The sequence below is a fragment of the Streptomyces sp. NBC_01257 genome (genome assembly GCF_035917255.1).
GTDB lineage: Bacteria > Actinomycetota > Actinomycetes > Streptomycetales > Streptomycetaceae > Streptomyces.
This window is the reverse complement of the sequence record NZ_CP108472.1, coordinates 8,602,052-8,628,737: the sequence shown is the minus strand read 5'-3', so window position 1 is coordinate 8,628,737 and position 26,686 is coordinate 8,602,052. Positions and strand designations below refer to the sequence as shown.

The following is a 26,686-nucleotide window of genomic DNA, read 5'->3' as shown; positions in this document are numbered from 1 at the left end:
CCGCCGTGCACCGGCGGCTGCCCGATGAGGCAATCCGCGAGCGCCTCCCGCACCACGGGGGCGTGCCCCGGCCGCGGTCCGCCCGCGCTCGACCCGCCCGGTACGCGCGCGGCAGCCTGGCACACCACGTCCGGGCGGTTCGGTGGCTGGCGGGAGGGACGGATGAAGGCGGTTCCGGCGAAGACCCCACCCGAAACGCCCCGTACGGACGCCGCCCCCCGCACGGACCGGGCCGCCCCCGCCCCGTCCGCCGCGGCCCCGGACCGCCGGAGCATCCAGCGCCTGCAACGGGCGGCCGGCAACGCGGCGGTCTCCCGACTGGTGGCCCAGCGCTACACGGCCCCGGTCAAGCCGGCCCCGGCCCAGGCCCCCGGCTTCCGCAGCCTCAAGGCGGCCGTGGCGGCGAAGAAGACGCACATCGCCGTCCACCCGCCTGCGGCCGCGGAGTCCAAGGCGTCCCAGGACGCGGCGGTCGCACCCCCTGACGACAAGGAAGCCCAGGGCAAGGCGGCCAACGCCGAGAAGATGAACGCGGCGAAGCCCGGTGAGTTCGACAAGAAGGCGTTCGTCGACGCGGTGAACAAGGCGATCGACGCCCAGGCGCCGAAGAACCTCGACGAGGCCGACAAGTTCTCCAAGTCGGGCAAGGCCGAGAAGGTCAAGGCGGAGGTCGACGGCAAGGTCACGGACGGCAAGGAGTCGTCGGCCAAGGACATAGACACGGCGACGAAGGCCCCACCGGACACCTCGGCCGCCAAGGACAAACCGGTCACTCCCCTCACCCCGGACCGGCCGCCGGGCAATCCCGGCGCCCCTGCCGCGTCGGACGCGATCCCCGCGAAGCAGCCGCCGGCCGTCACCGACTTCTCCGAAGGCCCGGCGCAGAACGACAAGGAGATGGCGGACGCCGAGGTCACCGAGGACCAGCTGGCCAAGGGCAACGAACCGGAGTTCAACGAGGCTCTCTCCGCGAAGAAGACGGCCGAAGCGGACTCCGAGAAGGCCCCCGCGAAGGGCAGGGCCGCCGAGAACCAGCAGCTCACCACGGCCAAGGCCGGCGCGGCCGCCTCCGGCGCGGCCGCCATGACGGCCCTCACCGCGACGCGCGGCGAGGCCGGCCAGCAAGTGGACGGCGGCAAGGGCGAGACGAAGTCGAAGGACGAGAAGAAGCGCGCCGAGGTCACGGCGAAGCTCCAGAAGGTCTACGACGGCACGAAGAAGGACGTCGAGACCACGCTCTCCGACCTGGACAAGAAGGTCGACACGGCGTTCACGGCGGGCGAGAAGGCGGCCAGGGACGCGTTCACGGCGGACCACAAGCGCCGGATGAAGAAGTACAAGGACAAGCGCTACTCGGGCTGGACCGGCAAGGCCCGCTGGGTGAAGGACAAGTTCGCCGGCCTCCCCGAGGCGGCGAACGACCTCTACCAGGAAGCGCGCAAGCTCTACGTCGCCCAGATGCAGACGGTGATCTCCTCGGTCGCCGACATCATCGGCACGGAACTCGGCAAGGCGAAGGCCCGCATCGCCAAGGGCCGCACCGAACTCAAGGCGGAGGTCGACAAACTCCCCGCGGACCTGCGCCAGTTCGGCGAGGAGGCGGCGAAGGACTTCGCGGGGAAGTTCGACGACCTGGAAGCGACGGTCAACGAGAAGTCGGAGCAGCTGGTCCAGGACCTGGCGTCCAAGTACACGGCGGCGCTCAACAAGATCGACGAAGAAATAAAGAAACTCCAGGAGGCCAACAAGGGCCTGATCGACAAGGCGAAGGACGCGATCGTCGGCGCCATCAAGACGATCAACGAGCTGAAGAACCTCCTCCTGGGCATCCTCGCCAAGGCCGCCGGCGCCATCATGAAGATCATCAAGGACCCCATCGGCTTCCTGGGCAACCTGGTCAGGGCCGTGGGCGCGGGCCTCAACCTCTTCGTCACGAACATCGCGGAGCACCTGAAGACGGGCGTCGTCTCCTGGCTCCTCGGCACCGCGGTCAAGGCGGGCCTCGAACTCCCCCAGAAGTTCGACATGAAGGGCATCATCCAGCTCATCGGCTCACTGCTGGGCCTGACCTGGGACAACATCAAGGCCCGCGTCACCCGCAAGGGCGTCCCGGACGAGGCGATGGCGGCGGTCGAGACGTCGGTCCCGGTCGCGAAGAACATCGCGAGCGAGGGCCCGGCGGGCGCGGTCAAGGAAATCCAGGCGGAGGCCGGCGATCTCAAGGCCACGATCCTGGAAAAGCTGACGAGCTACCTGATCCCGACGGTCATCATCGCGGGCGTCACATGGATCCTCTCCCTGCTCAACCCGGCCTCCGCCTTCGTCCGCGCGGTCAAGGGAATCATCGACATCGTCACGTTCGTCGTGACCCAGGGCGCCCAGATCGCGGAATTCGTGAACTCGGTGCTGGACGCGGTGGTGGCGATAGCCAACGGCGGCCAGGCAGGCGTCCCGAAGATGGTCGAGGCCGCATTGGCGGCGAGCGTGCCGCTGCTGATCGGTTTCCTGGCGTCGTTGCTGGGCATCGGGAGCCTGGCCAACAAGGTAAAGAGCGTTTTCCATGCGGTGGCGCGGCCGGTGACCAGGGCGATCGACAAGATCGTGGACTTCATCGTCAAGAAGGGAAAGAAGCTCTGGGCCAAGATCAAGAAGAAGCCCGACCACAAAAATGCGACGGAGAATGCGAAGAAGGAGGAGAAGAGGCCTACCTCCTACCCACCCCCAAAGAGGAGCTTCGAGTCCATCGACAAAGAGACCCACAAGGTCCTATTCAGTGGAGAGAGTGCGGAGGCCAGCCTTGTCGTGCACAGCACGCCACAGGACATCGATCAATACATCAAGGACTGGGAAGCCGAACTGGAGGTAACAGGAGGTTCTCGCGTCGCCCTTGACGACGTCAAAAAAAATGAGGAAATAGTCAGGAAACTGAATCGCAATTTTCGCTCCCAGACCATGCAATCGAATGCAAAGCAGGATGCATACAAACACCTACTCGCAGCCCTTTCAAAATTGGCCCAACTGCTGGCCCATCGACCAGGCCCCAATCCCCAACTCCCCCCTCCAGTTCTCCCGCCGTTCGAACACGGCGTCCTCGCTCGACCGTTCAAAGCGAGCTACATCAACAAGGACATCGAGAAAGGAAGCGAGGCGGACACATATAGTGGCGCAACCCTGGAGGGATGGAACATAGCGAAAACCTACAACACTAGAGCCGACACGAATGCCTGGGTAAAGATGCATCTACTGCCAGCATTCCTTGGTGGTGACGCAAAGGACTCCAACCTCGTCCCCGCGAGGGGCTTTATCAACAACCCAATGTTCCTATGGGCCGTGGAGAACCCGGCCCGGAAGTCCCTCGACAAGGCGGCGGGTAGCCCTGCGCTTGAGCGCATGATTTGGTACAACGTGAATGTGAGTTACCACACAGCACCAAAGGGCTTTCCTGAAAATATTCAAATCCAATGGGGCGGCTACGACTACGCCGGCGGAACATGGACTGAGCGCCCGCCTCTCCGAGGCAACGGATCCAGCTCCTTCGGAGATACGCAAGATACGCCAGCTCCACTGAACAGCGATGTTCTTCGAATCAACCTGTCAGGAGTAAAGTACGCTATTTACGATTCGCTAGGAATCGGAAGGTCCGACGCAGAGGCAATAAAGAAACTGGTAAAGAAGAGGCCACTCATCGACCTTGCCGACGCCCTCAGGAGATTCCCACACCTCACTACAGAGCTCACGAACGCCGACGCGGTACAGCGACTCAGATTCGGCATGGCACCACATCACGTACTACGAATCAACGTCCCGACGTCGCCGAACGCCGTTTACAACGCCCTCGACATCAGCAGAACCGACGCAAGGGCAATCAAAAAGCTGGTGAAGAGTACACCGCTTTCCGACCTGGCTGACGCCATCAGCAAGTTCCCACATCTGACTACAGAGCTCACCATCGCCAATGCCACACAGCGACTCAGGTTCGATTGAACTTCACCCGAAGCAGTCCCCCCTACATTCGAACCGGAGGACGACATGGAAACAGAATATGAAATCAGGCTTCGCGAAACCGTAGATCAGGTAGAGGCCTGTAATTCGATTCAAATCGAGGAATACGACCGAGGGCCGATTGCCGTTTACATGGAGCAGGCCGAAGACGCATTCAAGATTATCCGCCTGGTTCAAGACGCTGCCCTACCGAACGAACTGACCAGAAACTTTCACCGCTTTTCAAGGCTTCTCTTCTCATGGCGAGCCGCAAGCCCGTTCGACAAGATCGCAGGAGAATTTCATATTGTACATATTGCCGAGGCCATAGTCCGCGGACCACAGTCGTCTTCTTTCGACCCGGACTCCGAATTGGGGCAACTCATTGGAGAGTTCAGAGTCTTCGAGACCCATCCCACGGGAGGAACCGGAACATACTCTGCATTGAGACTGACCCATAATCAGGACTCACCGGAGATTTGGTATTTTGATATCCGACAGGGCCCTACTCGACTTGACATCAGTTACAGCGAATACCTCGACGTCATGTTGCACACCAAGGGCCTATACAACTGGCAGTACCTGTTCGCGACACCCGACAAAGAGAACTATGGAATGCGCGCCTCGCTCCCCAATCTGCACGACGGGCTCGAATTCCTCACCCGTAAATTTCCCGATACCGACCTGACAGACCTGCGTGACCGGTGGAGGGAGCGTATGCGACTCGTGAATGAGGAAGCGTAGTCTCAATGAGCCTTTTCCAATCTCACGCTGAGCTTGCTGGCATCGAGCACGAAGAGGTTGATGCCGACACCCAATGAGGGCATGAGGTGCGCGGCATCTCCGAGACGTGCCGCAACGGTCGCGTGCTCCCACGTGCGGCACTGGCAGGGCGAGGAGCAGGCGATGTTGGCGTGAACGCCGTCGTTCTCGGTGATCACCCGAAGCATCCGGTGTGACCAGTCCGGGTACTGGCCGAGCAGGTGAGAGCAGCCGCCGTACGCGAGGGGCTCAAGGGTCAGAACGTGGTCGAAGCGCTCCGCGCGCACGCACTGAAGCCGTAAGGGAAGTTGGAGTCGGATCCGCGTCGGGAGGGAGCGGTTCACCGCACTGATGCGAAGGACACCCGCGCTCCACGAGGACCGGGAGCGCATGCAGAGGCGGCATGCCAGCACCCTCGGTGCCGCAGTCGCGGAGGAGCTGGGCCGAGACCCTATGATCTCGCCTGCTCGGCCCTCGCACGGTTCGGCCTGGAGGTCCGGTGTTGGCCGCGACCCGGCACGATCTGCGCGCCTCCGTGGAGACCGTGCTCCATCTCCTCACCCACAGATGGCAGGCGTCACAGCTCGGTTCCGGGGATGGGGACGCAGCTACGGGCTCGCACGAGCGGCAACGCATGCGCGCGTCCCGCCCACTTACGTCAGACAATGTCGGCGTCACTCATCGGCCACCCGCACCGGCAGCGACTTCAGCCCGTTGATGAAGTTCGACACCAGGCGACGTGGTGGGCCCTCAAGCCGGAGTGGCCCGGCAGGGAGTACCCGGCACGCCTCCTCGTACAACGCCCTCAGCTGCAAGCGCGCGAAGTGCGCGCCCAGGCAGACATGCGGGCCGTCGCCGAACGAGATGTGCGGGTTCGGGGAGCGGGCGAGGTCCAGGGTGAACGGGTCGGGGAAGACGCGTTCGTCGTGGTTGGCCGAGGCGTGGAAGACGACCACCTTGTCGCCGGCGCGGATGCGCGTGCCCGCCAGGTCCGTGTCCGCCGCCGCAGTGCGGCGGAAGGTGAGGACGGGCGGGTGGCGACGCAGCAGTTCGTCGACTGCGGTGGTGAACCTCACCTCGCCGATGCGCAGGCGAGCGTACGCCTCGGGGTACTCGGCCAGGAGGTTCAGACCGCCTGGGGCCGCACTGCGTACCGTGTCGTTCCCCGCCACCACCAGCAGGAAGAAGAACATCTCCAGCTCGGGTGCGGTCAGTTCCGGGTCGGTGGCGAGGGCCGTCATGACGTCGTCGGCAGGGTGTCGGCGCTTGTGTGCCGCCAGCGTGTGCGCATAGTCGAACATGTCGCGCAGTGACGCCGGGGAGCGCGGGTTGACCGGCTTGCCGTCCGGGCCGAGTGTCGGCGTCCCTGCCTCGTCCGGGTCCTGATATCCGATGACGCGTTGGGTCCAGTGGAGGAGGAGCGCGCGATCGGTGGCCGGTACGCCCAGCAGATCGGTGAGGTTGAGCAGGGCGTAGTCGTCGGTGACCTGAGTGACCAGGTCGCAGGTGCCGTCAGCGGCCCGTGCCTCGGTGATCGCGCGGGTGAGGAGGGAGCGGGCTCGTTCCCGTACGACCGATTCGAAGTGGTCCACGCGTCTCGGGGTGAAGGCGCGGCTGACGAGCGTACGCAGTCGCCGGTGGTGCGGGGGGTCCTGATTGAGCATCATCCGGCGGATGAACGGCAGGTCCGCGGGGTCCGGGTCGCGGATCTGGGTGGCGCCCAGGTACGAGGAGTACGTGGACGAGTCCTTCAGTACGCGGACGGCGTCCTCGTGCCGGCTGACCGCCCAGAAGCCCGGGCCCGCCGGCCAGCCCAGAACTTCCGGCTCCTTCTGCCACGCGACGGGGTGGTGGTCGCGCAGGTGGCGGTAGCGGTCGTGGGGGACGCCCAGCGCGTACTGCCTCGGATCGAAGACGTCCGGGACGGATACCGGGGAGATGGGCCCGCTCACGCGCTCGCCTCGCCACCCTCCGTGTCCGCCCGCAAGAAGTCCTCCACCGCCCGGATGACATCGAGCGGAGCCTCGTCCATCGCGTAGTGTCCGCACGACGGCAGCTCCACGAGCTCGGCGCTCGGGAACCAGCGCATCCACGTGGAACGTTGCAGATCCGCGGAGAGGGCCGGGTCCAGAGCCCCCACCACCGCCAGGGCCGGCACCGGCGAACCGTCGATCCGGTCGTGGAAGTCCTCGCCCGCCCAGGAATCCAGCCACGCCCGGAACGCCTTCACGTCGCTGCACTCGACCGAGCGACGCACCATCCGGTCCAGCCAGGCGGCCGGGCGTCGGCCTCCGGTGGTGATGTCCAGGATGGCCCGACGGTTGCCCGGGTTCTGCGCCGCATCAGCGAACAGCTCCCACTGCTCAGGCGGCAGGGGCAGGCCGGACGCGGGGACGGGTGACACACCGACGATCCTGCGCACCCGCTGCGGCGCGGCTGCCAGCGTCCGCTGGATGACGGAACCGCCCATCGAATGGCCGATCAGCGAGAAGCGGTCCCAGCCGAGCCGATCGGCCAGCGCAAGCACGTCGGCGGCACCCTCAGCCGTGGTGTAGGCGCCGCCCACATCCCTCGCCTCGCCGTATCCCCGCAGGTCCACCACCGCGTACTGGAACGTAGCGACGTCGAGGTCCGCCAGCACCGGGTCGTACGCGGAACGGTCGGCGAGCCAGCCGTGGACCGCGATCACCTTGTGCGGACCCTCGCCGTGCAGGGTATGAGGCAGAACAGACAAAGCAGTCACGTCGGCTCCCGTCGCAGTACAGCGGTGGTCTGTCGGTCAACAGCACGTCCGCCCGCCCACGGTGGCGTCATCCACCGGCCCGCGCAAGGGAACACGCGGAGGGATGTGTCAGGCGGCCCAGGGGAAGCCGGCCGGCCCTCGCCCCTCACCCCTGCACCAACCCCAGATACGGCCCGAACTCCGAAGCCAGCGTCAGCCTCCCCAGCTTCTGGTACTCGCGCTGGATCGCATGGATCAGCGTCGTCATCGTCACCGGGCCCCCCGTGTCCGCCGCCAGGTACGCCGCCGTCACCGCGATCGAGCGGATGTTGCCGCCCGCCAGCTCGAAGTTCTCGGCGCAGAACGGGAGATCGAGATCCGTTCCGCGCGGGAGCACCGTGCCCAGGCAGCGCTCCCAGAGCACCAGGCGTTGCTCCGGGTCCGGGACCGGGAAGTCGATGACCAGGTCCAGGCGGCGGGTGAAGGCGTCGTCGAGGTTGGCGCGGAGGTTGGTCGCGAGGATGGCCAGGCCGTCGAAGGACTCCATGCGTTGCAGGAGGTACGCGCTCTCGACGTTCGCGTAGCGGTCGTGCGCGTCCTTCACGTCCGAGCGCTTGCCGAAGATCGCGTCCGCCTCGTCGAAGAGCAGCACGCCGTTGACGCCCGCCGCTTCCGTGAAGATGCGTTCCAGGTTCTTCTCCGTCTCGCCGACGTACTTGTCGATGACCGTCGCCAGGTCGACCGTGTACAGGTCCAGGCCCAGATCGGCCGCGATCACTTCCGCCGACATCGTCTTGCCCGTGCCGGAGTCGCCTGCGAAGAGCGCTGATACGCCCCGGCCCCTGCCCCCTCCCGGCCGCATGCCCCACTCCCCCAGGACGCGGTCGCGGTGGCGGGCGCGGGCGGTGAGTTCGCGGAGTTGGGTGTGGGCGTCCGGTGGGAGGACCAGGTCGTTCCAGGTGACCGCCGGTTCGATGCGGCGGGCCAGGCGGTCCAGGCCTGCCGCGTTCTGGGCGCGGGCTCCCTGGCGTACGTGGTCCGGGGTGAGCGTTCCTCCGTCCAGTTGCGCCGTCTGCGCCGCGCTGCGGGCCGCGCCCGTGACCTGCTCGGGAGTGAGGAGGAAGGGGGCCAGGAGGTGGTCCGGGTCGAGGGACGGTGGGATCGGGGTCGATGTCGTGTGTGCGTACGCGTCGCTCCACAGTGCGCCGCGTGCCGACGGTTCCACCCTCGGGGCGTGCAGCAGCAGCGGCGGGACCGTCGACCAGGACGCGTCCCACGGCGCTCTGCCCACCATGACGGTCTGGACGGGTGTGCCGGTGAGCAGTCTGAGGAGTTGCGGGTGCTCGCGGGACAGCGCGTCCAGCGGGGCGCAGACCAGGCCCGCGTTCGTGAGTCGTGCCTCGCGGACCAGGGACCGTACCGCGTCGGGCGGGGCCGGGTCCTCCGCCAGGCGGCTCAGGTCCAGGCCCAGGACGTCCCGGCCCGCGAGCGTGAGTGCCGATGCGGCCAGGGCCGTTCCCGCCCCGCCCTGGTCCTCGCTCAGGTAGGCGAGCGGGAGTCCGTCGGCGAGGACCCGTGCCAGGGGGGCGGGATCGCCAACGCCCGCCATCGCGTGCCAGGGCGCGAGCAGGTCCGCGAGGCGCGGGTCCCTCGTGTCGTCGCCCAGGAGGTGGGCCGTGATCCGGTCCGGTACGCGCAGGGCCCGGCTCAGGAACGGGCGGTCCAGGTCCTCGGCCAGGAGCAGGCCGGCCCGACGGAGCGGGGCGCGCGCCGCCAGCCGGCCCCGCGCCACCGCGTCGGCCGGGGACCGGCCGCACAGGCCGAGCGCCAGGCCGATCGACGGGCGGCGGCGGGTCACGTCGTCGTTGAGGTAGCCGTAGAACGCCTCGAAGCGGTCGTCCAGATCCGGGACCAGCGCGATGAGAAGGATGTCGATGTCGAGCGCGGTGAGTCCGAAGTCGGCCTGGAGTGTGGTGAGGCGGGAGTCCGTGCTCCCGGAAGGGCCGACGTCGCCCTGTGCCGGGGGTTCGGGGAATTCCCGCCCTCCGTCCCCCTCCAGCAGCCTCGCGATGTTCTCGTCCGTGAGGTACAGCCCCCGGAACCCGTCCTCCGGGTCCGGATCCGTGCGTTGCCTCACCTCGACCGCATGGCGGATGCGCCGCTCGACGTCCACCGCTCGGGCCAGCAGATGGCGCAGGTTCGGGTCGTCGGCGGGGTGGTGCCCGGGGGGTGGTGTCATGCGGAGTTGCCCTCCGTACGGCCGTCCTCCGTACGGCCGTCCTCCGCGCGGCGGGTCTCGGTGATCCGGAGGGCCAGGCCGCGACGGGGCTCCGTGGAGGCGGGTGCCGACTCCGGTGCTGGCCGCCCGGGGCGACTGCCGTACACGGGGAGGCCGTCGCGTCCCGGCATCGGATCGCGGCGCTGGGGTTCCACGGGCGGCGGTACGTCCCCGACGTGCGCCTGGAGCCCCTCCTCCCCCACCGGCGGGCCCGCCGTGTAGGTCGGCGAGGCAGTGACCGGGACGCTCACCACCAGGTCCAGCGAGGGCTTCAGCTCACCGCCCAACGCGCTCCACACGTCCGCGAACGAGCGGTCCTCCGGCGGCGGCAGCGCGATCGACATCGGGACGGCGGCCCCGATCCGGGCGAGGGAGCCGGCCAGCCTCTCCGGGGGCAGGGCCTCGTACGCCAGCAGGCAGGAGATCAGGGAGGACAGCAGGCGGTGCTCGTCCTCCGGGCGCTTCGTCCACGCCGTGATCAGGTACGACAGCTTGAAGTAGCGGGGCGGACGGCGGCGTGCCACGACGGCGCCCCGTTCGTCGTACTCGTTGTGGAGTCCACGCTCGCGCCGCCGCATGTCCTCGCGGATGTCGTAGAGGTAGAGGTTGACCATCGGGGCGTTCACCTTGGCCGCCCATTCACGCGTCGGGGCGTCGAAGACCACCGCGATCTGGCCGCCCTCCAGCACCTCGGCCCGGATCAGGGAGCGCAGTACGTCGTCCACCTCGTGGATCATCCGGAGACGGCCTCTCTCATGTCCGGCCCTTGAAGTCCGGTGGCTGCAGGTTGCGTTGGACCACCAGGACCGGCCTCTGGAACCGGGGAAGGCTGCGGATGCCCGCGCGCAGGACGCGTGGGCCGAGCGTGTCCTTGCGCAGCACGAGCATCTGCACCTCGAACGTGCCGTCGCGGGCCACTCTCACGCCAGAGCGGTCGGCCGTGATGCCGATGTCCCACGTGAGGTTCACGGTCTCGCCGGGCGGATAGTCCCTCCCCCGGGCCAGCACGGGCTGTCCCGGTCTGGCGACCTGCGGGGTGACGGTGAGGGCCGGTTTCAGGACACGCAACCGGTCCGTGTCCCGGTTGTTCGCGGTGCGGTGGTCCGGGACCGTGCCGCGCACCGTGGCCCGTACGTCACCGGTGATCGCCGCACGGTAGGTCGCCGGCTGCGTCACCTCGATCCGGCCGCCCGCCGGGATCGTGCACGGCTCGGCGGCCGTGCAGCGGGTGAGTGCGGGCAGGCTCCGGTCCTTCGCCGCGGTCGGGGCCGGCCAGGTCGCGCCGATGACGACTCCCCTGGCCGTGTCCGGGCCGGCGTTGGTGACGGTGAAGCGGGCGCGGGCCGGGCGGGTGACGTAGGTGCGGTCCGGGCTGACGTCCACCTTGACCGCGATCTCGGACGCGGGCGGCAGCGGCCCCGGCGGGGTCGGGGGCTTCCCCGGTGGCGGCGGCTTCAGCACTTCGAACCGTGCCGTGTCCGTTCCGGTGTTGCCCGCCGCGTCCGTGGCCGAGCAGGTGACCGTGGTCGTTCCGACGGGGAAGAACGATCCGGAGGCGGGGGTGCAGACCACGGGCAGGGTCCCGTCGTTGGCGTCCGTCGCCGTCGCCGTGTAGCGGATGCGTGCCCCGTCGTCGTTCTCGGGCCGGGCGATGCGGTCGTCGACGGTGACGACCGGGGCGTCGATGTCGTTCACGTCGATGCTGATCTGCTGCTGGAAGTCGGGATCGGCGGCTGCGGCGGGCCCGATGGTGTCCGTTCCCGGCACCTGGGTGCCGAGCAGGAACTGCACGGTGCAGGTGAGGGTCGTGCCCTGCGGCGCGTCGGCCGAGACGTCGATGTTCTCCGCGAAGTGCGCGGTCTCGCCACTGGTCAGCTGAACGGTGGGCGGGTCGAGGGCGACGGTCAGGTGGGGGTCACAGTTGTCGAGGCGGTAACCCACCGCGGTGGGAAGGTTGTTGAGGCCCTCGATGATCGCATCGGACACCCCGTCGCCGGGGATTCCGTTCAGCATCCGCCCGTTGGTGGCCGCGGCCATCCGTTTGGCCTGGTCGGGCTGGTGATACGGGTCCTGGTAGGTGTCGCTCGAGTAGCCGTTCCCGTTGAGGCCGTCGCCGTCCGCGGTCGTCACGTCGACGGCGATGACCCGTACGCCCTTGTCCTGGAGGGCGAACACCGCGTCCTCGTAGCGGATCCCGTTGCTCGGGTTGTGGCTCGACGCGTCTCCGACGAGGACGACGACCGGGCTGGCCCCCGCCCTGAACGCCGTCCCGCCGTCCGCTCCGTTGGCCACCTTCCACAGGGCGTAGATCCAGTCCTCCGACGGTCCTTTGCTCTTGAACCCGCGGCCGGTGCCGAGTTCGTCGACGCCCTTGTGCTGGACGTCGCTCAGGTTGTCGGTGAGGCCCTGGAGGACCGCGAACTCCGCCGTCGGGTCGTCCTTCTCGTCACCGTAGGTGGCCACGGCGAACCAGGAGTCCGGCTGCTCGGCGCGTACCGCGTCGGTGATGGACTTCAGGCCGGACTTCACGTTGTCGATCGGGACACCCATGCTTCCGGTCCCGTCCACCAGCAGCACCACATCCGGCTTCGGCGGGATGGCCGGTGTGCGCACCTGCTTGTCCACCCCCGTCGAGCCGCCCGGATCGAGGGCTTCGTGGACGCTCGCCGGAGTGACCCACGGATCGGGTGGCACCGGGACCGCCCGGGCCATGCCTGACCCGGTCGACGCGGGGGCGACTCCGGCAGCAAGGAGGAGCAGGACCAGCGCCGCCGAACGGCGCGCGCCCACGAGTCCGCGTGACCGTTTCACCGGCTGGAACCACCGCACCGCATTCCTCCCCCGCACCCGGACCCTCTCAGCCAAGAGCCGCGCCCACACGATCCCGCGGGGACCTGCCGCCCACAGCGGAAGGCGAGCCACTTCCCCGGGTAGCCGGAATTGCCCTTTGGGGCAATTCCGCGAAAGCGCACGCCCGGCCGGCCCAGGAAATGGATCCAATGGATCATTCCGAGAGATCACCGCTAAGTATCACTCCGAAAGATCACTTCCGGGAAACGGGTCCGGGAGATCACGTGAAAGGGATCAACTCGGCGGATTCCGGAAGTGGAACAGCCGGGTGCGGGGTGCCGGAGAAGTCAGATCAGACCCTGGCGCATCGCGTACGCCACCGCGTGGGAACGGTTCCGCAATTGGAGCCGGGTCATCACCGAATGCAGCACGTTCTTGATCGTGCGTTCGGAGTAGGCCAGTTTCGTGGCGATGTCCGCGGTGTCGTATCCCTCGGCCACCAGACGCAGCACGTCCACCTCGCGCGCCGCCAGACCGGTGAAGTGGAGACCGCGCGGTCCCAGCACCTGTCCCTGGAGCCTGCCCACCTCCGCGAGGAGCCTTCCCAGCAGGTCGGAGGGCAGATGGCCCTCGCCACGGGAGACCGTCGCGATGACGTGGACCAGGTGTTCCGGCGTGGATTCCGACCGCCTGATCACGCCGGCGACCCCGCACTCCGCCGCGCTCACGAGCTTCTGCTCATCGATGTCCGTGGTGACCAGCACGGTGCGGGAGTCGCTGGTGCGCTGAATATTGCGCAGCGTCCGCAACACGTCCTCGTCGACCGAGTCCACGACCATGACGACGACCTGGGGTGCGTTCTCGCCCTCGCCCCATTCCATGACATTGACCTCGGGGCGGGCCCTCAACTGGCTGGCCACACCTGCTTGCGAGATCGGATCCTGGGCCCGTAACGCGACCGTCATGCGTTCCTTGTGTTCCATGCCGATGCTCCCCCTCGGGCGACAGCTGGAAGCCACAACACGCACACGCCTCACAGCCGTTCGCGTACGCCTCATTGGTCATGAGGCGGTCAGAAGATGCCCTTGGCTTCGAAAAGGGAAACTAAAAGAGTGTCAGGGGCATGGGATCTGCCCGAAAGTGTTCCTTCGAGGCCGATGTTCGATGGCTCCGCCGACTCTACGGTCCGCGGTATGAGTCTCACGGCAAGTCTCGACGCCTCGTCCGTCAACGCCGCACCGGGCGAGGAGACGGCTGTCCCCCTTCAGGTCCGCAACTCCGGCCCGACCGTCGAGGAGTACCGCTTCGAGGTGGTCGGTGCGTGCGCCGCCTGGTCGGCGGTCGAGCCGGCGGTCCTGTCCCTGTACCCCGGCGACTCCGGGACCGTGTCACTGGTGCTGCGGCCGCCCCGCGATGCGACCGTTCCCGCCGGTGAGACCCCGTTCGGAGTACGGGTGGTACCCACCGGCGAGCAGAGCGGGACGGTGGTGCCGGAGGGCCGGGTGACCGTGCTGCCGTTCACCGCGACGACGGCCGAACTGGTCCCGCGCAGCTCGCACGGTTCACGGCGCGGACGGCACCAGCTCGCCGTCGACAACCTGGGCAACACACCGGTGACGGTGCGGCTGGGGGCACAGCCGGGGACCGAGCTCGCCCGGGTCGCGTTCGTCGCGCCCGAGCTGCTGATCGCGCCCGGGCAGGCGGAGTTCGGCCGGCTGCGGGTCCGGCCCGCCAAGCGGATCTGGCGCGGTACGCCGGTGACGCACCCCTTCCAGGTGTTCGCCGCCACGCAGGTGGCCGAGGGCCAGGAGCCCGTCGAACCGGTCCTCGTCGACGGCTCCTACCAGCAGGAGCCCATCCTGCCGCGCTGGCTGCCGCGGGCCCTCATCACGGCGGCCGTTCTGCTGATCGCCCTGGTCGGGCTCTGGTACGCGCTGCTGCGGCCGGCCGTGAAGTCCGCGGCGCGGGAGGCGGTCACCCCCGAGGCGGTACGTTCCGCCGCCGCGGCCGACAAGAGCAAGGCGCCGCAGCAGGGCGACGCGGCGGGGGCCGGCGCCGATGCCGGGACCGGTGACTCCGCCGGGGCGGGGTCGGGCGGCGGCGCTTCGAAGCCCACGCCGAGCCCCTCCGCCGAGGCCGGTTCGGAAGCGGGTGCCGGGGCGGCCACTCCGACGAGTGCGCAGGTCCGGGTCAGGGACTCGGTGGGCGGTGGCACCAACTCCGCGGCCGCCCTCCAGGTGCCGGACGGCCACACGTTCCAGCTGACCGACATCGTCGTCCAGAACCCGCAGGGAGATGCCGGAACGGTCGTCGTCTCCGCCGGGTCGAACACGAGTGTGCTGAGCCTCGGGCTGGAGAACTTCCGTGACTCGGACTACCACTTCGTGACGCCGATCCTGGTCCCGGCGGGGGGCAAGGTCACCATGACGATCGACTGCCGGAAGGTCGGCAAGCCGGTCGCCGCACGCACACCCTCGCGGTGCTCGGAGTCGCTCTTCCTCGGCGGCACGATGCGCGCCGACTCCGCGGGCTGACCGGGGCAGATGCCGGCGCGGCGCTCAGGCCGGCGGGGTCTCCTCCTCTTCCTCCGCGCCGCTCTCCTGCGCCCGCTGTACGAACGAGCCCTGCACGTCGGCCGGTTGCTCGTCCTCGTCCTCGGTGGCGGCCCGCTGCACGGCGGGGGCGGATGCGACGGTCGGCGCGGCGGCCGGGGCGGCCGCCGGCGCCGGATCGGCCAGCACGCGGTCCGCGTTCGCCACGGCCTCGCGCTCGAACCGGTCCGATGGGTCGCTGACCCGGATGCCTCCGGGCGCCTCCGTACCCTCGACGGGTCCGCTGCGCTGCTGGATCACATGGGTCAGCTCGTGCGCCAGCGTCGTGCGTCCCTGCGGTGACGCGGGGTCGTAGGCGTCACGCTGGAAGACCACGTTGTTCCCCACGGTGTACGCGTGCGCGCCAACGCCCTTGGCCGACTCGTGCGCGGAGGAGTCGTTGTGGATGCGTACGTCGGAGAAGTCCGCGCCCATCCGGTTCTCCAGATCCGTGCGGGTGTCCGTGTCCAGTGGGGTGCCGCCCGATGAGGAGATGACGTCGTGGACCGGCGACCGCGGTTCGTCCTCGGCCCGTTCGGGTGTTCCCGCCGCCCTGGAGCGCTGGATCATCGGGCCGAGCGCGGCGTTTCCGACCGTCCGCTGGAGGATTCCCATGCCGGCTGTTCCGACGACATCGGCCCGGCCGGTGGCCGCCGCCCGGAGGAGGTGGTGCGTGTCCGCACCCCTCTCCCAGGTGTCCGCCGCACGCTGCGCCACGGCGGCCGCACCGTGCAGGTGCTCCCCGTGCCCGCGCCCCGGGTCGTACTCGCCCTCCCGCGGCGGAGCGTGGTGCTCCCGCCCGGCGTCCTGTTCGTGCGGATGGCCGTGGTCCTGTGCGCTCATCACCGTCTCCCTGGCCGCACCGTCGCGGGCGTGCACCACGCAGGACCGCAGTGGCCCGCTCCTCCTGCCGGTTCTCCACCATCACGGCAGATTCCCTGCCCCGTCCAGCCCGCCTCCGACGGGGCCGGGGCATCCGGCACTGCCTCTTCGGGCAGCCCGCCGGGACGAACGGCCGCTCCGCGCACGGCCGGTGAGCCGGGAGACGCCCCGCTCATTCCCTGCGGGGAATGGACCTGAATCCTCCCGCACCGGTACAACGGGCCCGTGGACTTCCCCCGCGCGTTACGCGACCGCCGCACCCGTCTCCGGCTCAGCCAGCTCGACCTGGCACTCCGGGCGGGAACCACTCAGCGCCACCTCAGCTTCATCGAGTCCGGAAGGTCTGCCCCGGGCCGGCTCATGGTCGTACGGCTGGCCGAGTCGCTGGAGCTGCCGCTGCGCGAGCGCAACGACCTGCTCCTGGCGGCCGGGTACGCGCCCGCGTACCCGGAGGGTTCGATCGACGGACCGGAACTGGCCCCGGTACGGGCGGCGATCGACCGCATTCTGTACGGCCATCTGCCCTACCCGGCCCTGGTCGTGGACCGGGCCGGCGACCTGGTCGCCTCGAACTCCGCCTTCGGTCTCCTCACCGAGGGTGCGGCCCCCGAGCTGGTCGGCCCGGGCAGGAACGTCTACCGCCTCGCCCTTCACCCCGACGGACTGGCTCCCCGCATCCGCAACCTCTCCGAATGGGGACGCCACATCCTCGCCGGCCTCGGTCATCTGAAGGAACTCCGCGACGAACTCGCCGGATACGTCCCCGGCCCGGATCATTCCTCCGGTCAGCTCGGATTCGCCGTTCCCCTCCAACTCCGCTCATCGCTGGGCGATTTGCGCTTGATGACGACGGTGACGACCTTCGCCACCGCCGTCGACGTGACGCTCGCCGAACTGAGACTGGAGGCGTTCCTGCCGGCCGACCAGGAGACCGCCGACGCCCTCGCGTCAGCGGCCCGGCAGACGATCCCGGCGGGACCGGCTCCCGGTCAGGCCCCCGGGAACATGTAGTCGGCCGTGATCCGGTCGTGGTCGTCGAGCACCAGGATCTCCAGACCGCCGCCCACCACGTCGCCGGTGCCGGTGGACACCGTCTCCCAGGAGAACTTGACGATGTCGTGCAGGCGTACGGCGTCACCGCGCGAGCGGAAGGTGAGTCCCGCCTCCTTGACGAACTGCTCGTGGCTGCGCGCCACGCGGGTCTCGAAGGCATCGACGCCCTGGGCCGTCAAAGCCGTTCGGTCGAAGCCGAGTCCTGCCGCGGTCTCCCGCATCTCCACGGGAGGCTGAAGGAAGTGGGTGCCGCCCTCGGCCCACAACTGCTTGATGGCCGCACGGCGTTCGCCGGCATCCGGTACCACCCACAGGGCGATGTAGCGGTCGGCCAGGTCCTGCGGGTCACTCTCGGTCACGTGTGCACTCCTTGCCCGGTGGATCGCTTCGGACACGATCCTGCGCCGGGCCCGCGACAGCGGCAATTCCCTGCCGGGAATGGGCGGAAGCGGCGCCCGTGCCGGCCAGACCTTGCTGACCGGCCGGGACTCGGCTCCTCACTGAGCTGCTTCGTCCTCCTCGACCTCCGCCGACCGCGCGACAGCCGTGGGCCGGACCTCCCGCCGCACCCCGCAACCTCGTTGACCCGTCGTCCTCGCCGTATCCGCGCTCACGCAGCGCTTGCGGGGGCCATGCCGAGCTGTCGCAGCTGGGTGAGGACGTCGACCACCCCCCAGATCTCCACGATGCGGCCCCCCTCGAAGCGGAGGATGAAGATCTCGCCGTACCTGACGGACCTGCCGGTGGGCGGCATACCGCGGTACTCGCCCCGGTGGGTTCCGGTCACGGTCTGCCTGCTGACGATCCGGTCCCCGTGCGCGATCACGTCCTCGGCCGCGACCTGGATGTCGGGGAAGGCGCGGAGCAGCACCGTCCACACCTCCTTGATCGCCTGCACACCCGTCCGGTCGCCCGGCAGCGGTGCGTGGAACAGCACGTCCGGGGCGACGACCTCGTCGACCGTCCTCGCGATGTTGTCCGGGTCCCCGCTGTTCGTCGCGTCGTGGAAGCGGTCGAATGCCGCTCTGTTGCGGGTTTCCTGCTCTGTCGACATGTTGCCTCTCCTGAGGATGTTGCCTCTCCTGAGGTCGTGTACGGAGTGACGGCCCGCGTCACTCGGGAGCCCGGCCCGGGTCGCTACCTGACGAGGGCGGCCCGGACCAGCAGGCGGATCGACACCTTGTTGCCGACCAGGACGCCTCCCCCGTCGGTCCGGGCGGTGATCCCGAAGTCGCGCCGGTCGATGCGCGCGGTCGCGGTGAAACCGGCCTGCTGCCCGCCTGACGGGCCCGGGCCGAAGCCGTCCGGCTCGACGGCCAGGGGTACCTGGCGGGTGACCCCGTGCAGCGTCAGCTCGCCGTCGACCGTCCAGCCGTCGGCGCTCCGGCGGATTCCGGTGGACCGGTAGCTCATCGTCGGATGGTTCTCGGCATCGAGGTAGTCGGCGGAGCGCAGGTGCTTGTCGCGCTTCTCGTTGCCCGTGTCGATCGACGCGACGTCGACCGTCGCGGTGACCGCCGAGGCCCGGGGCTCCTCGCGCGTGACGATCGTGGCGTCGCACCCGGTGAACCGGCCGCGTGCCGTGCCGAACGTGAGGTACCGCAGGGAGAAGGCGACCTCGCAGCGGTCCGGGTCGGCCCGCCACGTGCCGGCCAGGTATCCCGGAATCGCCGCGGTGGCTGGGGCGGTGCTCACGACGTCCTCCATGGATCAGTGGGTTCTCCCTCTCACCCGGACGACGAACGGGCCGGCCCCGGGGGGACGGCCCGGGTCAGGATTCTTCGATCCGCCGGTTCAGGAACCGGCGCTCGGGCGTCGTGGTGGCCAGTTCGGCAGCCCGGCGGTAGGCGTCCCGGGCCTCCGCCGGCCGGCCGAGCCGCCGCAGCAGTTCGCCCCGGGTCGAGTGGTAGTAGAGGTATCCGTCCAGGTCCAGCCGGTCGACGGCGCGCAGCGCCCCGGCGGGGTCGCCGGCCTGGGCGAGTGCCGCGGCGTGGTTGAGCTCGACGACCGGGGAGCCGGTGAGCTCGACCAGGCGGCGGTACAGCGCGGCGATCTGCGGCCAGTCGACCGGCTGCCGTGTCTGCATCGACGCGATCAGGGCCTGTACGACATAGGCGCCGCGCCCGCCGAGCACGAAGGCGCGGTCGAGCACCGCCCGTCCCGCCGCGATCCGGTCCATGTCCCACAGCGAGCGGTCCTGGTCGTCGAGCAGTACGAGATCCTCGCCGGCGAACCGGGCGTGCCGCCGGGCGTGGTGGATCATCATGAGTGCCAGCAGCCCGTGCGTCTCCGGCTCGTCCGGCATGAGATCGGCGAGCACCCGCCCCAGGCGGATGGCTTCGGCCCCGAGGTCGACCCGGCCCCGGTAGCCCTCGTTGTAGATCAGGTAGAGGACGGCCAGGACCGCGTCGAGACGGTCCGGGAGCAGGTGGGCGCCGGGGACGGCGAACGGGATTCCGGTCGCCCTGATCTTCGCCTTGGCCCGCGTCAGCCGCCGCTTCATGGTCTCCTCGGAGACCATGAAGGCCCGGGCGATCTCGGCGGTCTCCAGGCCGCCCAGGGCCCGCAGCGTGAGCGCCACCTGCCCCTCCGGCGGCAGTGCGGGGTGGCAGCAAGTGAAGATCAGCTCCAGGCGTTCGTCCTTGATCACGGTGTCGTCGAACGCGTCCATGACGGCCTCCGGTGCCGGCAGCAGGCGGATCTTCTCGGCCAGGGTGCGGTCCCGGCGGATCCGGTCGATCGCCCGGTTGCGGGCGGTCGTCACCAGCCAGGCCCCCGGCCGGTCGGGCACGCCCGATCCGGGCCAGCGTTCGGCCGCGATCGCGAACGCCTCCTGCGTGGCGTCCTCGGCCCGGTCGAAGTCGCCGAGATACCCGACGAGTGCGGCCAGCACCCGGCCCCACTCGTCCCGGAAGACCTCCTCCAACGCGGTCAGCGCCGCACCACCGGCCGGATCTCCACCATGCCGCCGTAGCGTGCGGCGGGAACGCGCGACGCCGTCTCGATCGCCTCGTCCAGATCCGCCGCCTCGATCAGGCAGATCCCGCCGAGCGCCTCCTTGGTGTCGGCGAACGGGCCGTCCGTGATCAGGGTGCGGCCACCGGCCACCCGTACACCGGTCGTCATCTCGACCGGTTGCAACTGTGCGGCCGCAACGCTCCGCGGGTCCTCGGCCAGCGTCAGGTACTCGGCGTACGCCGCCTCGCGTTCGGCGTCCGACAGCGCATCCTCCTGGTCGGGCGCCGCATAGATCAGCAGGGCGTACTGCATCGCATCCTCCGGAGTGAGTGGGTTCTCACCCACACGACGAACGAGCAGCAGCGTAGGGGACGGTCCGTCGTCATGACTTCCGGACAGACCCGGGTCGATCGAATGCTCACTAATGCTCGAAACTCGGCGATGGTGAGCAACTCTTGACATGTCACCGACGTTCCGGCGAGAGTCGACCCCGCCAGTGATGCCCGGTCGCGTAACGAGGAGCGTTGTCGCATGCCTGAAATCCCTGCAGTCTCACGCCGTTTGGTCCTGGGAGGAACGCTGGCCACGGGGGCGCTCGCCGTCGGAATCGGATCGGCGGCCGGCGCTTCCGCGGCTCCCGCCACCGCCCCCGCGTCCGTACTCGGCCAAGCCGCGACCCCTCGTCGGCGCGCGGGCCAGAAGTCGATGATCAACGTGCCCTTCGAACCGCACGCGACGGTCCGCGTCGGCGTCATCGGGCTCGGCAACCGCGGCTCCGGAATGACCACGGGCTGGTCCGTCATCCCCGGCTGCGTCGTGGCGGCGGTCTGCGACATCCGCGCCGACCGTGCCAAGCGCACCGCCGACCAACTGGTCGCGGCGGGCAACCCGCGACCGGCGGAGTTCGGCGGCTCGGACGGTTCGTACGCCGAGATGCTCAAGCGCGACGACATCGACCTCGTCTACATCGCGACGCCCTGGGAGTTCCACTACGAGCAGGGCCGGGCCGCGCTCCTGTCCGGCAAGCACGTGGTCGTCGAGCTCCCCATCGCGACCGAGCTCGACCAGCTGTGGGACCTCGTGGACACCTCGGAGCGCACCCGCAAGAACCTGATGCTGTCGGAGAACTGCAGCTACGGACGCAACGAGCTGGCCATGCTGAAGATGGCGCACGAGGGTCTGTTCGGTGATGTCACCAACGGGCACGGAGGCTACCTCCACGACCTGCGGTCCCTGCTCTTCTCCGACACCTACTACACGGACTCCTGGCGCCGGCTCTGGCACACCCGCTCCACCGCCTCCTTCTACCCCATGCACGGACTGGCCCCCATCGCCGCGGCCATGGACATCAACCGCGGCGACCGGCTGACCACCCTCGCGGCCACCGCGACGGAACCGAAGGGGCTCGCCGACTACCGGGAGCGGTTCCTGCCCAAGTCCCACCCGTCGTGGAAGGAGACGTACATCAACGGCGATCTGGTCACCTGCCAGATCGAGACCGCGAAGGGCCGCACGATCCGCGCCGAGCACGCGGTGAGCTCGCCCCGCCCGTACAGCCGGATCAACTCGCTCGTCGGCAGCCGGGGCATCTTCGAGGACTACGCGGGCACCTCGCCCACGGGCGCGCGCATCTACGTCGAGCCGGACCACGGCGGCGACACCTGGCGCGACTTCGACGCGTACCGCAAGGAGTTCGACCACTGGCTGTGGAAGGAGCTCGGCGACGAGGCCGAGAACGGCGGTCACGGCGGCATGGACTACGTCCTGCAGTGGCGCACGGTCCAGCTGATGCGTGCCGGGCTGGTTCCGGACATCGATGTGTACGACTCGGCGGCGTGGTGCGCCCCCGTCCCGTTGAGCGTCAAGTCCCTTGCCGCCAAGGGCCGTCCGGTCGACATCCCGGACTTCACCCGCGGCTCGTGGGTGAATCTGCGCACCGGTCTGGACTCGCGCACCACCGAGATGCCCCCCGTCGCCTGATGACCTCCCCGCCAGACCTCCGCCTCCGCCTCCGAGGAGCAGCCATGAGACCGGCCCGACTGATGACCCCGCTGAGAGCCGCCACCGCGGCGGCAGCTCTCCTGCTCGTTCCCGCCCAGGCCGCCTCGGCCGCGCCCGCGCCGCCCGCGGCGGCCTCCGAGGCGCGGACGGAGGTGACCGTCTCCGCCGTGGATCTCGACGGACCGGCCATCTCGACGGTGCAGGTGACCGTCAAGAACTCCGCGCCGCAGCGCCTGCGTTCACTCAAGGTGGCCTTCGCCGGGCCCGTCGGATGGGCGGTGCAGCCCTCCGTGCAGAGCGTGTCCGGGTCCCTGGCGACAGGAGCATCGGCCTCGGCGACGTTCCGGATCCAGGTGCCGGAGAAGCGGTCCGGGTTCGTGATCCGTACGTTCACGGCGACGGCCACGTACCAGGGCGGCGACGGCCTCGGCACCGCCACCGGTACCCGGACCGAGCGCTCCGGTTCCCCGCAGGCGAATCTGGCGGCGGCGTACAACGGTGTCGCGATCACCGACGAGTCCGCGCCGACGGCGGGGAACTACGACGGTGAGGGCAACACCTTCTCGGCGCAGAAGCTCGCCTCGGCCGGTCTGACGCCCGGCGCGAAGGTCGACGCGCTGGGTGCCACCCTGACGTGGCCCGATGTGCCGGCCGGCACGAAGGACAACGTGTCGAGCTCCGGACAGGCCGTCAGCTTGGCCGGGAAGGGCTCCGGTCTGGTGTTCCTGGGCTCCGGCGTCGGCAGCGGGGCCACCGGCACCGCCACCGTCTTCTACACCGACGGCACGTCCGCCTCGGGGTCGTTCGGCTTCCCGAACTGGTCCTTCGACCCGGCCGACGCCCACGGCGCGACGCTGGTCAGGTCGACGGACGGCCGCAACCGGCCCGACGGATACGGCAACGCCACGGTGAAGTACCGCGTCTTCGCGAACTCGGTTCCGCTGGACCCGTCCAGGACCGTCGACTTCGTGGTCCTCCCGGCCAACGCGAACGTCCACGTCTTCGACATGGCGATCGCCCCCTGACGCCTGCCGCAGTTGCGAAGAACCCGCGGGCCCGTCGCCATGTGCGGCGGGCCCGCTCCCCTTTTCCGCCCGCCGTGTTGGTCTAGGCTCTTCATGCGCCCTGTTACGAAGGGGAGTTCGGTGCACCCCCCGGACGAAGGGGGCTTCCCCTCGTGGCTCCGCGATCATCCGACCGAGCAGCTGGAGAGCCCTGTTGAACACGTCACCGGTGAACGCCGCGGCGCTCCCGCCGCACCGTCTCGACCCCGCGGGCGGCTGCCCGCACGCGGCCAATGCCCGGCTGCTCGCACAGGGAGCCGTCACACCGGTGGTCCTGCCCGGTGAGGTGGAGGGCATGGCGGTCCTGGGACACGACGCGCTCAAGGAGTTCCTCGCGCACCCGGACGTCGCGAAGAACGCGCGGCACTTCGCGACGCTCCAGGACGGGCTGATCGCCGACGGCTGGCCGCTGAAGACGTTCGCCACGGTGCAGGGGATGACCACGGCGGACGGGGCCGACCACCGGCGGCTGCGGTCCCTCATGAGCAAGGCGTTCACCGCGCGGCGCGTGGAGGAACTGCAGCCGCGCATCGAGGCGTTGACGGCATCGCTCCTCGACGGTCTCGAAGGCGCGGCCGTGGACGGTGTCGTCGATCTGCGGGCGCGTTTCGCGCTGCCGCTGCCGATGGGCGTCATCTGCGAACTGCTGGGCGTGGACGCCGGCCACCACGACCGGCTGCACCGGCTGTCCAACCTCATCGTCTCCACCGACATCGGCCCCGCCGAGGCGATGGCCGCCAACCGGGAGATGGTGGAGGTGCTGAGCGCGGTCGCCGCCGGCCGGGCGGAGAGTCCCGGGGACGATCTCACCAGCGCGCTGATCGCCGCCCGCGAGGAGGACGGCGACCGGCTCGGCCCGCACGAGCTGATCGGCACGCTGATGCTCACGATCATCGCCGGGCACGAGACGACGCTCAACCTGATCAGCAACGCCGTCCGCGCCCTGTGCACGCACCGGGACCAGCTCGCCCTGGTCCGGTCGGGCCGGGCGAGCTGGGCGGACGTGGTCGAGGAGACGCTGCGCTGGGACAGCCCGGTCAGCTACTTCCCGTTCCGCTATCCCACCCGCGACCTGACGCTGGCCGGCACGTTGATTCCCAAGGGGACGCCGGTGCTCGCGGGCTACTCCGCGGCGGGACGCGACACGAAGGCCCACGGGGCGGGCGCCGATCGCTTCGATGTCACCCGCGAGGGCGGGACCCGGCACCTCTCCCTGGGGCACGGCGCCCACTACTGCATGGGTGCGCCGCTGGCCCGGATGGAGGCGACCATCGCGCTCGACCAGTTGTTCGCGCGCTTCCCCGGCCTCGATCTCGCCGTGCCCGAGGACGAACTGCCGCGCCATGCCTCGTTCGTGGGCAACGGCGTGGCGAGGCTGCCGGTGCGGCTGCGGGGCTGAGACCGCGGTTCCGGGACGGCGCCGCCGCCCCGGAACGAGGCCCCGCTTCCGTGTGCGGGACCTCGGGGACGGCAGGACGCGGGGCCTGGGGAGCGGTCAGCCGCGGGCGAGGAGTTCGAGCGTGTCGATGACACGGTTCGAGAAGCCCCACTCGTTGTCGTACCAGGCGACGACCTTGATGTGGCGGCCGTCGACACGGGTGAGGGCCGAGTCGAAGATCGACGAGGCCGGGTTGCCCGTGATGTCGGACGAGACGAGCGCGTCCTCGGAGTACTCCAGGACGCCGGCGAGCGGTCCGTCCGCGGCGGCGCGGTAGGCGGCCAGCACCTCGTCGCGCGTCACGTCGCGGGCGACCGTCGTGTTGAGCTCGACGATCGATCCCACCGGCACGGGTACGCGGATCGAGTCGCCCGACAGCTTGCCTTCGAGGTTCGGCAGGACCAGGCCGATCGCCTTGGCGGCGCCGGTCGTGGTCGGCACGATGTTGACGGCGGCGGCGCGGGCGCGGCGGGGGTCGCGGTGCGGGCCGTCCTGCAGGTTCTGCTCCTGCGTGTAGGCGTGCACCGTCGTCATGAAGCCGTGCTCGATGCCGGCGAGGCGGTCGAGCACCGAGGCCAGCGGCGCGAGCGCGTTGGTCGTGCACGAGGCGTTCGAGACGATCGTGTGCAGGGCCGGGTCGTAGGCGTCGGTGTTCACGCCGTAGGCGAGGGTGACGTCGGCGCCGTCGGACGGCGCGCTGACCAGTACCTTCTTCGCGCCGGCGTCGAGGTGGGCGCGGGCGGCCTTGGCCGAGGTGAAGCGGCCGGTCGCCTCGAGCACGATGTCCACGTCGAGAGCGGCCCACGGCAGCTGTGCCGGCTCGCGCTCGGCGACGACCTTGATGCGGTGGCCGTCGACGACGAGCACGTCCCCGTCGAGCGTCACCGGGCGGCCCAGCCGGCCCGACGTCGAGTCGTAGGCCAGCAGCCGCGCCAGGGTGGCGGGCTCGGTGAGGTCGTTGACGGCGACGATCTGCAGGTCGCTGGCACGCTCCAGCAGGGCGCGCAGCACGTTGCGTCCGATGCGGCCGAATCCATTGATGGCGATGCGAGTCATGAGTGAGTGTCCCTTCGTCTCGTCACCCAGGTTCGCTCGTCGTACCGCTCCCCGGCAGCGGCGAGAGCGCCACGGTTCGAAAGGATCGCGCCACCGTGCGCGCCACTGGTCGCGCCGCCCGCTACTCGCCGCTGGCGAACGTGCGCCGGTACTCGCTTGGGGTGGTGCCGAGGATGCGCTGGAAGTGGAGCCGCAGATTCGTCCCGGTGCCCAGTCCGGTCTCGGCGGCGATCTGCTCGATGCTGTGTTCCGACCGTTCGAGCAGCTCACGGGCCATGTCGACACGGGCCCGCATGACCCACTGCATCGGGGTGTAGCCGGTGTCCTCGACGAAGCGCCGGGAGAGCGTGCGCGGTGAGACCGCCGCATGCCGGGCGAGGGCCTCCAGGGTGAGGGGGGCGCCGAGCCGGTGCAGCGCCCATTCGCGGGTGGCGGCGAAGCGCTCGCCGAGCGGCTCGGGCACGCTGCGCGGGACGTACTGCGCCTGTCCGCCGCTGCGGTACGGCGCTGCCACCAGCCGCCGGGCCGCGTGGTTGGAGGCGGCCACGCCGAGGTCCTTGCGCAGGATGTGGAGGCACAGGTCGATCCCGGAGGCGGCGCCGGCCGACGTCAGGACGCTGCCCTCGTCGACGAACAGCACGTTCTCGTCGACCCTGACGAGTGGGTGCTTGGCGGCCAGCGCCCCCGTGTAGTGCCAGTGCGTCGTGGCCCGTCTGCCGTCGAGCAGACCGGTGGCGGCCAGGGCGAAGGCGCCCGTCGAGATGGCGGCGAGCCGCGCGCCCCGGTCGTGGGCGGCGACGAGCGCCTCGACGACGGGCCGCGGCGGGTCGTCACGGTCCGGGAACCGGTAGCCGGGGATGAACACGATATCGGCCCACTCCAGCGCGTCCAGCCCGTCGGCGACGTGGTACGAGAGGCCGTCGCCACCGGTCACCAGGCCGGGCGCCGCTCCGCACACCCGCACCTCGTACGGCATGCTCGCGCGCGTCGTGAACACCTGGGCGGGAATCCCGACATCGAGCGGTTTCGCGCCTTCGAGGACGAGGACGGCGGTGCGGTGGAGGCGGGAGGCGGGCACGGTGATCAGGGTACGAGGAGTGCGACCGCCCC

22 protein-coding genes are annotated in these 26,686 nt (G+C 69.6%); 7 read left to right on the top strand and 15 right to left on the bottom strand.

Features of this window, described 5'->3' with window-relative positions:
• Positions 1 to 162: 162 nt before the first annotated feature.
• Both OG408_RS37545 and OG408_RS37540 read left to right on the top strand, forming a co-directional pair.
• Complete coding sequence (locus OG408_RS37545) at positions 163 to 3,984, top strand: phage tail protein (RefSeq protein ID WP_326673981.1); 3,822 nt, start codon at positions 163 to 165, stop codon at positions 3,982 to 3,984.
• A gap of 45 nt (positions 3,985 to 4,029) precedes the next feature.
• Complete coding sequence (locus tag OG408_RS37540) at positions 4,030 to 4,725, top strand: hypothetical protein (RefSeq protein WP_326673980.1); 696 nt, start codon at positions 4,030 to 4,032, stop codon at positions 4,723 to 4,725.
• Positions 4,726 to 4,727: 2 nt separating this feature from the next.
• Here OG408_RS37540 and OG408_RS37535 read toward each other — a convergent pair whose 3' ends face one another.
• The 7 genes from OG408_RS37535 to OG408_RS37505 all read right to left on the bottom strand — a co-directional run bounded on the left by OG408_RS37535 (position 4,728) and on the right by OG408_RS37505 (position 13,498).
• Positions 4,728 to 5,030, bottom strand: a complete 303-nt coding sequence (locus OG408_RS37535) for a hypothetical protein (protein ID WP_326673979.1) — start codon at positions 5,028 to 5,030, stop codon at positions 4,728 to 4,730.
• 387 nt (positions 5,031 to 5,417) lie between these two features.
• Positions 5,418 to 6,695 (bottom strand): cytochrome P450, encoded by a 1,278-nt coding sequence (locus OG408_RS37530; protein ID WP_326673978.1) that lies wholly within the window; start codon positions 6,693 to 6,695, stop codon positions 5,418 to 5,420.
• Positions 6,692 to 7,486 carry an alpha/beta fold hydrolase gene (locus tag OG408_RS37525; RefSeq protein ID WP_326673977.1) on the bottom strand — a complete coding sequence of 265 codons (795 nt, stop codon included), beginning with the start codon at positions 7,484 to 7,486 and terminating at the stop codon, positions 6,692 to 6,694. Before OG408_RS37525 ends, OG408_RS37530 begins: the two co-directional genes overlap by 4 nt.
• Before the next feature lie 145 nt (positions 7,487 to 7,631).
• Entirely contained in the window at positions 7,632 to 9,704 is a 2,073-nt protein-coding gene (locus OG408_RS37520) for an ATP-binding protein (RefSeq protein ID WP_326673976.1), read from the bottom strand.
• Positions 9,701 to 10,480 (bottom strand): DUF4255 domain-containing protein, encoded by a 780-nt coding sequence (locus tag OG408_RS37515; RefSeq protein ID WP_326673975.1) that lies wholly within the window; start codon positions 10,478 to 10,480, stop codon positions 9,701 to 9,703. The genes OG408_RS37520 and OG408_RS37515 overlap by 4 nt, the downstream gene beginning before the upstream one ends.
• Before the next feature lie 16 nt (positions 10,481 to 10,496).
• A complete protein-coding gene (locus OG408_RS37510) occupies positions 10,497 to 12,554 on the bottom strand; it encodes an HYR domain-containing protein (protein WP_326673974.1) in 2,058 nt (685 codons plus the stop codon).
• A gap of 326 nt (positions 12,555 to 12,880) precedes the next feature.
• Entirely contained in the window at positions 12,881 to 13,498 is a 618-nt protein-coding gene (locus OG408_RS37505; RefSeq protein WP_326674651.1) for a response regulator transcription factor, read from the bottom strand.
• A 228-nt stretch (positions 13,499 to 13,726) separates the two neighbouring features.
• Here OG408_RS37505 and OG408_RS37500 point away from each other — a divergent pair, with 228 nt between their 5' ends.
• A complete protein-coding gene (locus tag OG408_RS37500; RefSeq protein WP_326673973.1) occupies positions 13,727 to 15,067 on the top strand; it encodes a COG1470 family protein in 1,341 nt (446 codons plus the stop codon).
• A gap of 24 nt (positions 15,068 to 15,091) precedes the next feature.
• Here the strand turns inward: OG408_RS37500 and OG408_RS37495 are convergent, their stop codons facing one another.
• On the bottom strand, positions 15,092 to 15,967 hold the full coding sequence (locus OG408_RS37495; protein WP_326673972.1) for an eCIS core domain-containing protein: 876 nt from the start codon (positions 15,965 to 15,967) through the stop codon (positions 15,092 to 15,094).
• 264 nt (positions 15,968 to 16,231) lie between these two features.
• Here OG408_RS37495 and OG408_RS37490 point away from each other — a divergent pair, with 264 nt between their 5' ends.
• Complete coding sequence (locus OG408_RS37490) at positions 16,232 to 17,017, top strand: MmyB family transcriptional regulator (protein ID WP_285564490.1); 786 nt, start codon at positions 16,232 to 16,234, stop codon at positions 17,015 to 17,017.
• Here the strand turns inward: OG408_RS37490 and OG408_RS37485 are convergent.
• The 5 genes from OG408_RS37485 to OG408_RS37465 all read right to left on the bottom strand — a co-directional run bounded on the left by OG408_RS37485 (position 16,996) and on the right by OG408_RS37465 (position 20,329).
• Positions 16,996 to 17,418, bottom strand: coding sequence for a hypothetical protein (locus OG408_RS37485; RefSeq protein WP_326673971.1), 423 nt, complete (start codon positions 17,416 to 17,418; stop codon positions 16,996 to 16,998). The two genes, OG408_RS37490 and OG408_RS37485, sit on opposite strands and share 22 nt — an antisense overlap.
• 251 nt (positions 17,419 to 17,669) lie before the next feature.
• Positions 17,670 to 18,113, bottom strand: a complete 444-nt coding sequence (locus tag OG408_RS37480) for an ester cyclase (protein ID WP_326673970.1) — start codon at positions 18,111 to 18,113, stop codon at positions 17,670 to 17,672.
• Between the two features lie 83 nt (positions 18,114 to 18,196).
• Entirely contained in the window at positions 18,197 to 18,754 is a 558-nt protein-coding gene (locus OG408_RS37475) for a YceI family protein (protein WP_326673969.1), read from the bottom strand.
• Positions 18,755 to 18,830: 76 nt separating this feature from the next.
• Positions 18,831 to 19,985, bottom strand: coding sequence for an RNA polymerase sigma factor (locus tag OG408_RS37470; RefSeq protein ID WP_326673968.1), 1,155 nt, complete (start codon positions 19,983 to 19,985; stop codon positions 18,831 to 18,833).
• 5 nt (positions 19,986 to 19,990) lie between these two features.
• Complete coding sequence (locus OG408_RS37465) at positions 19,991 to 20,329, bottom strand: YciI family protein (RefSeq protein WP_326673967.1); 339 nt, start codon at positions 20,327 to 20,329, stop codon at positions 19,991 to 19,993.
• Positions 20,330 to 20,548: 219 nt separating this feature from the next.
• On the opposite strand from OG408_RS37465, the gene OG408_RS37460 reads away from it, so the two are divergent.
• From OG408_RS37460 to OG408_RS37450, 3 genes are all read left to right on the top strand, one after another.
• A complete protein-coding gene (locus OG408_RS37460; RefSeq protein WP_285564496.1) occupies positions 20,549 to 21,997 on the top strand; it encodes a Gfo/Idh/MocA family protein in 1,449 nt (482 codons plus the stop codon).
• A gap of 44 nt (positions 21,998 to 22,041) precedes the next feature.
• Positions 22,042 to 23,043 carry an NEW3 domain-containing protein gene (locus tag OG408_RS37455; protein WP_326673966.1) on the top strand — a complete coding sequence of 334 codons (1,002 nt, stop codon included), beginning with the start codon at positions 22,042 to 22,044 and terminating at the stop codon, positions 23,041 to 23,043.
• 193 nt (positions 23,044 to 23,236) lie between these two features.
• On the top strand, positions 23,237 to 24,481 hold the full coding sequence (locus tag OG408_RS37450; protein ID WP_326673964.1) for a cytochrome P450 family protein: 1,245 nt from the start codon (positions 23,237 to 23,239) through the stop codon (positions 24,479 to 24,481).
• A gap of 96 nt (positions 24,482 to 24,577) precedes the next feature.
• On the opposite strand, the gene gap is transcribed toward OG408_RS37450, so the two are convergent.
• Together gap and OG408_RS37440 are read right to left on the bottom strand one after the other, a co-directional pair.
• Positions 24,578 to 25,576, bottom strand: a complete 999-nt coding sequence (gene gap / locus OG408_RS37445) for a type I glyceraldehyde-3-phosphate dehydrogenase (RefSeq protein WP_326673963.1) — start codon at positions 25,574 to 25,576, stop codon at positions 24,578 to 24,580.
• A 121-nt stretch (positions 25,577 to 25,697) separates the two neighbouring features.
• Positions 25,698 to 26,654 carry a GlxA family transcriptional regulator gene (locus tag OG408_RS37440; protein ID WP_285564499.1) on the bottom strand — a complete coding sequence of 319 codons (957 nt, stop codon included), beginning with the start codon at positions 26,652 to 26,654 and terminating at the stop codon, positions 25,698 to 25,700.
• Between the last annotated feature and the right edge of the window lie 32 nt (positions 26,655 to 26,686).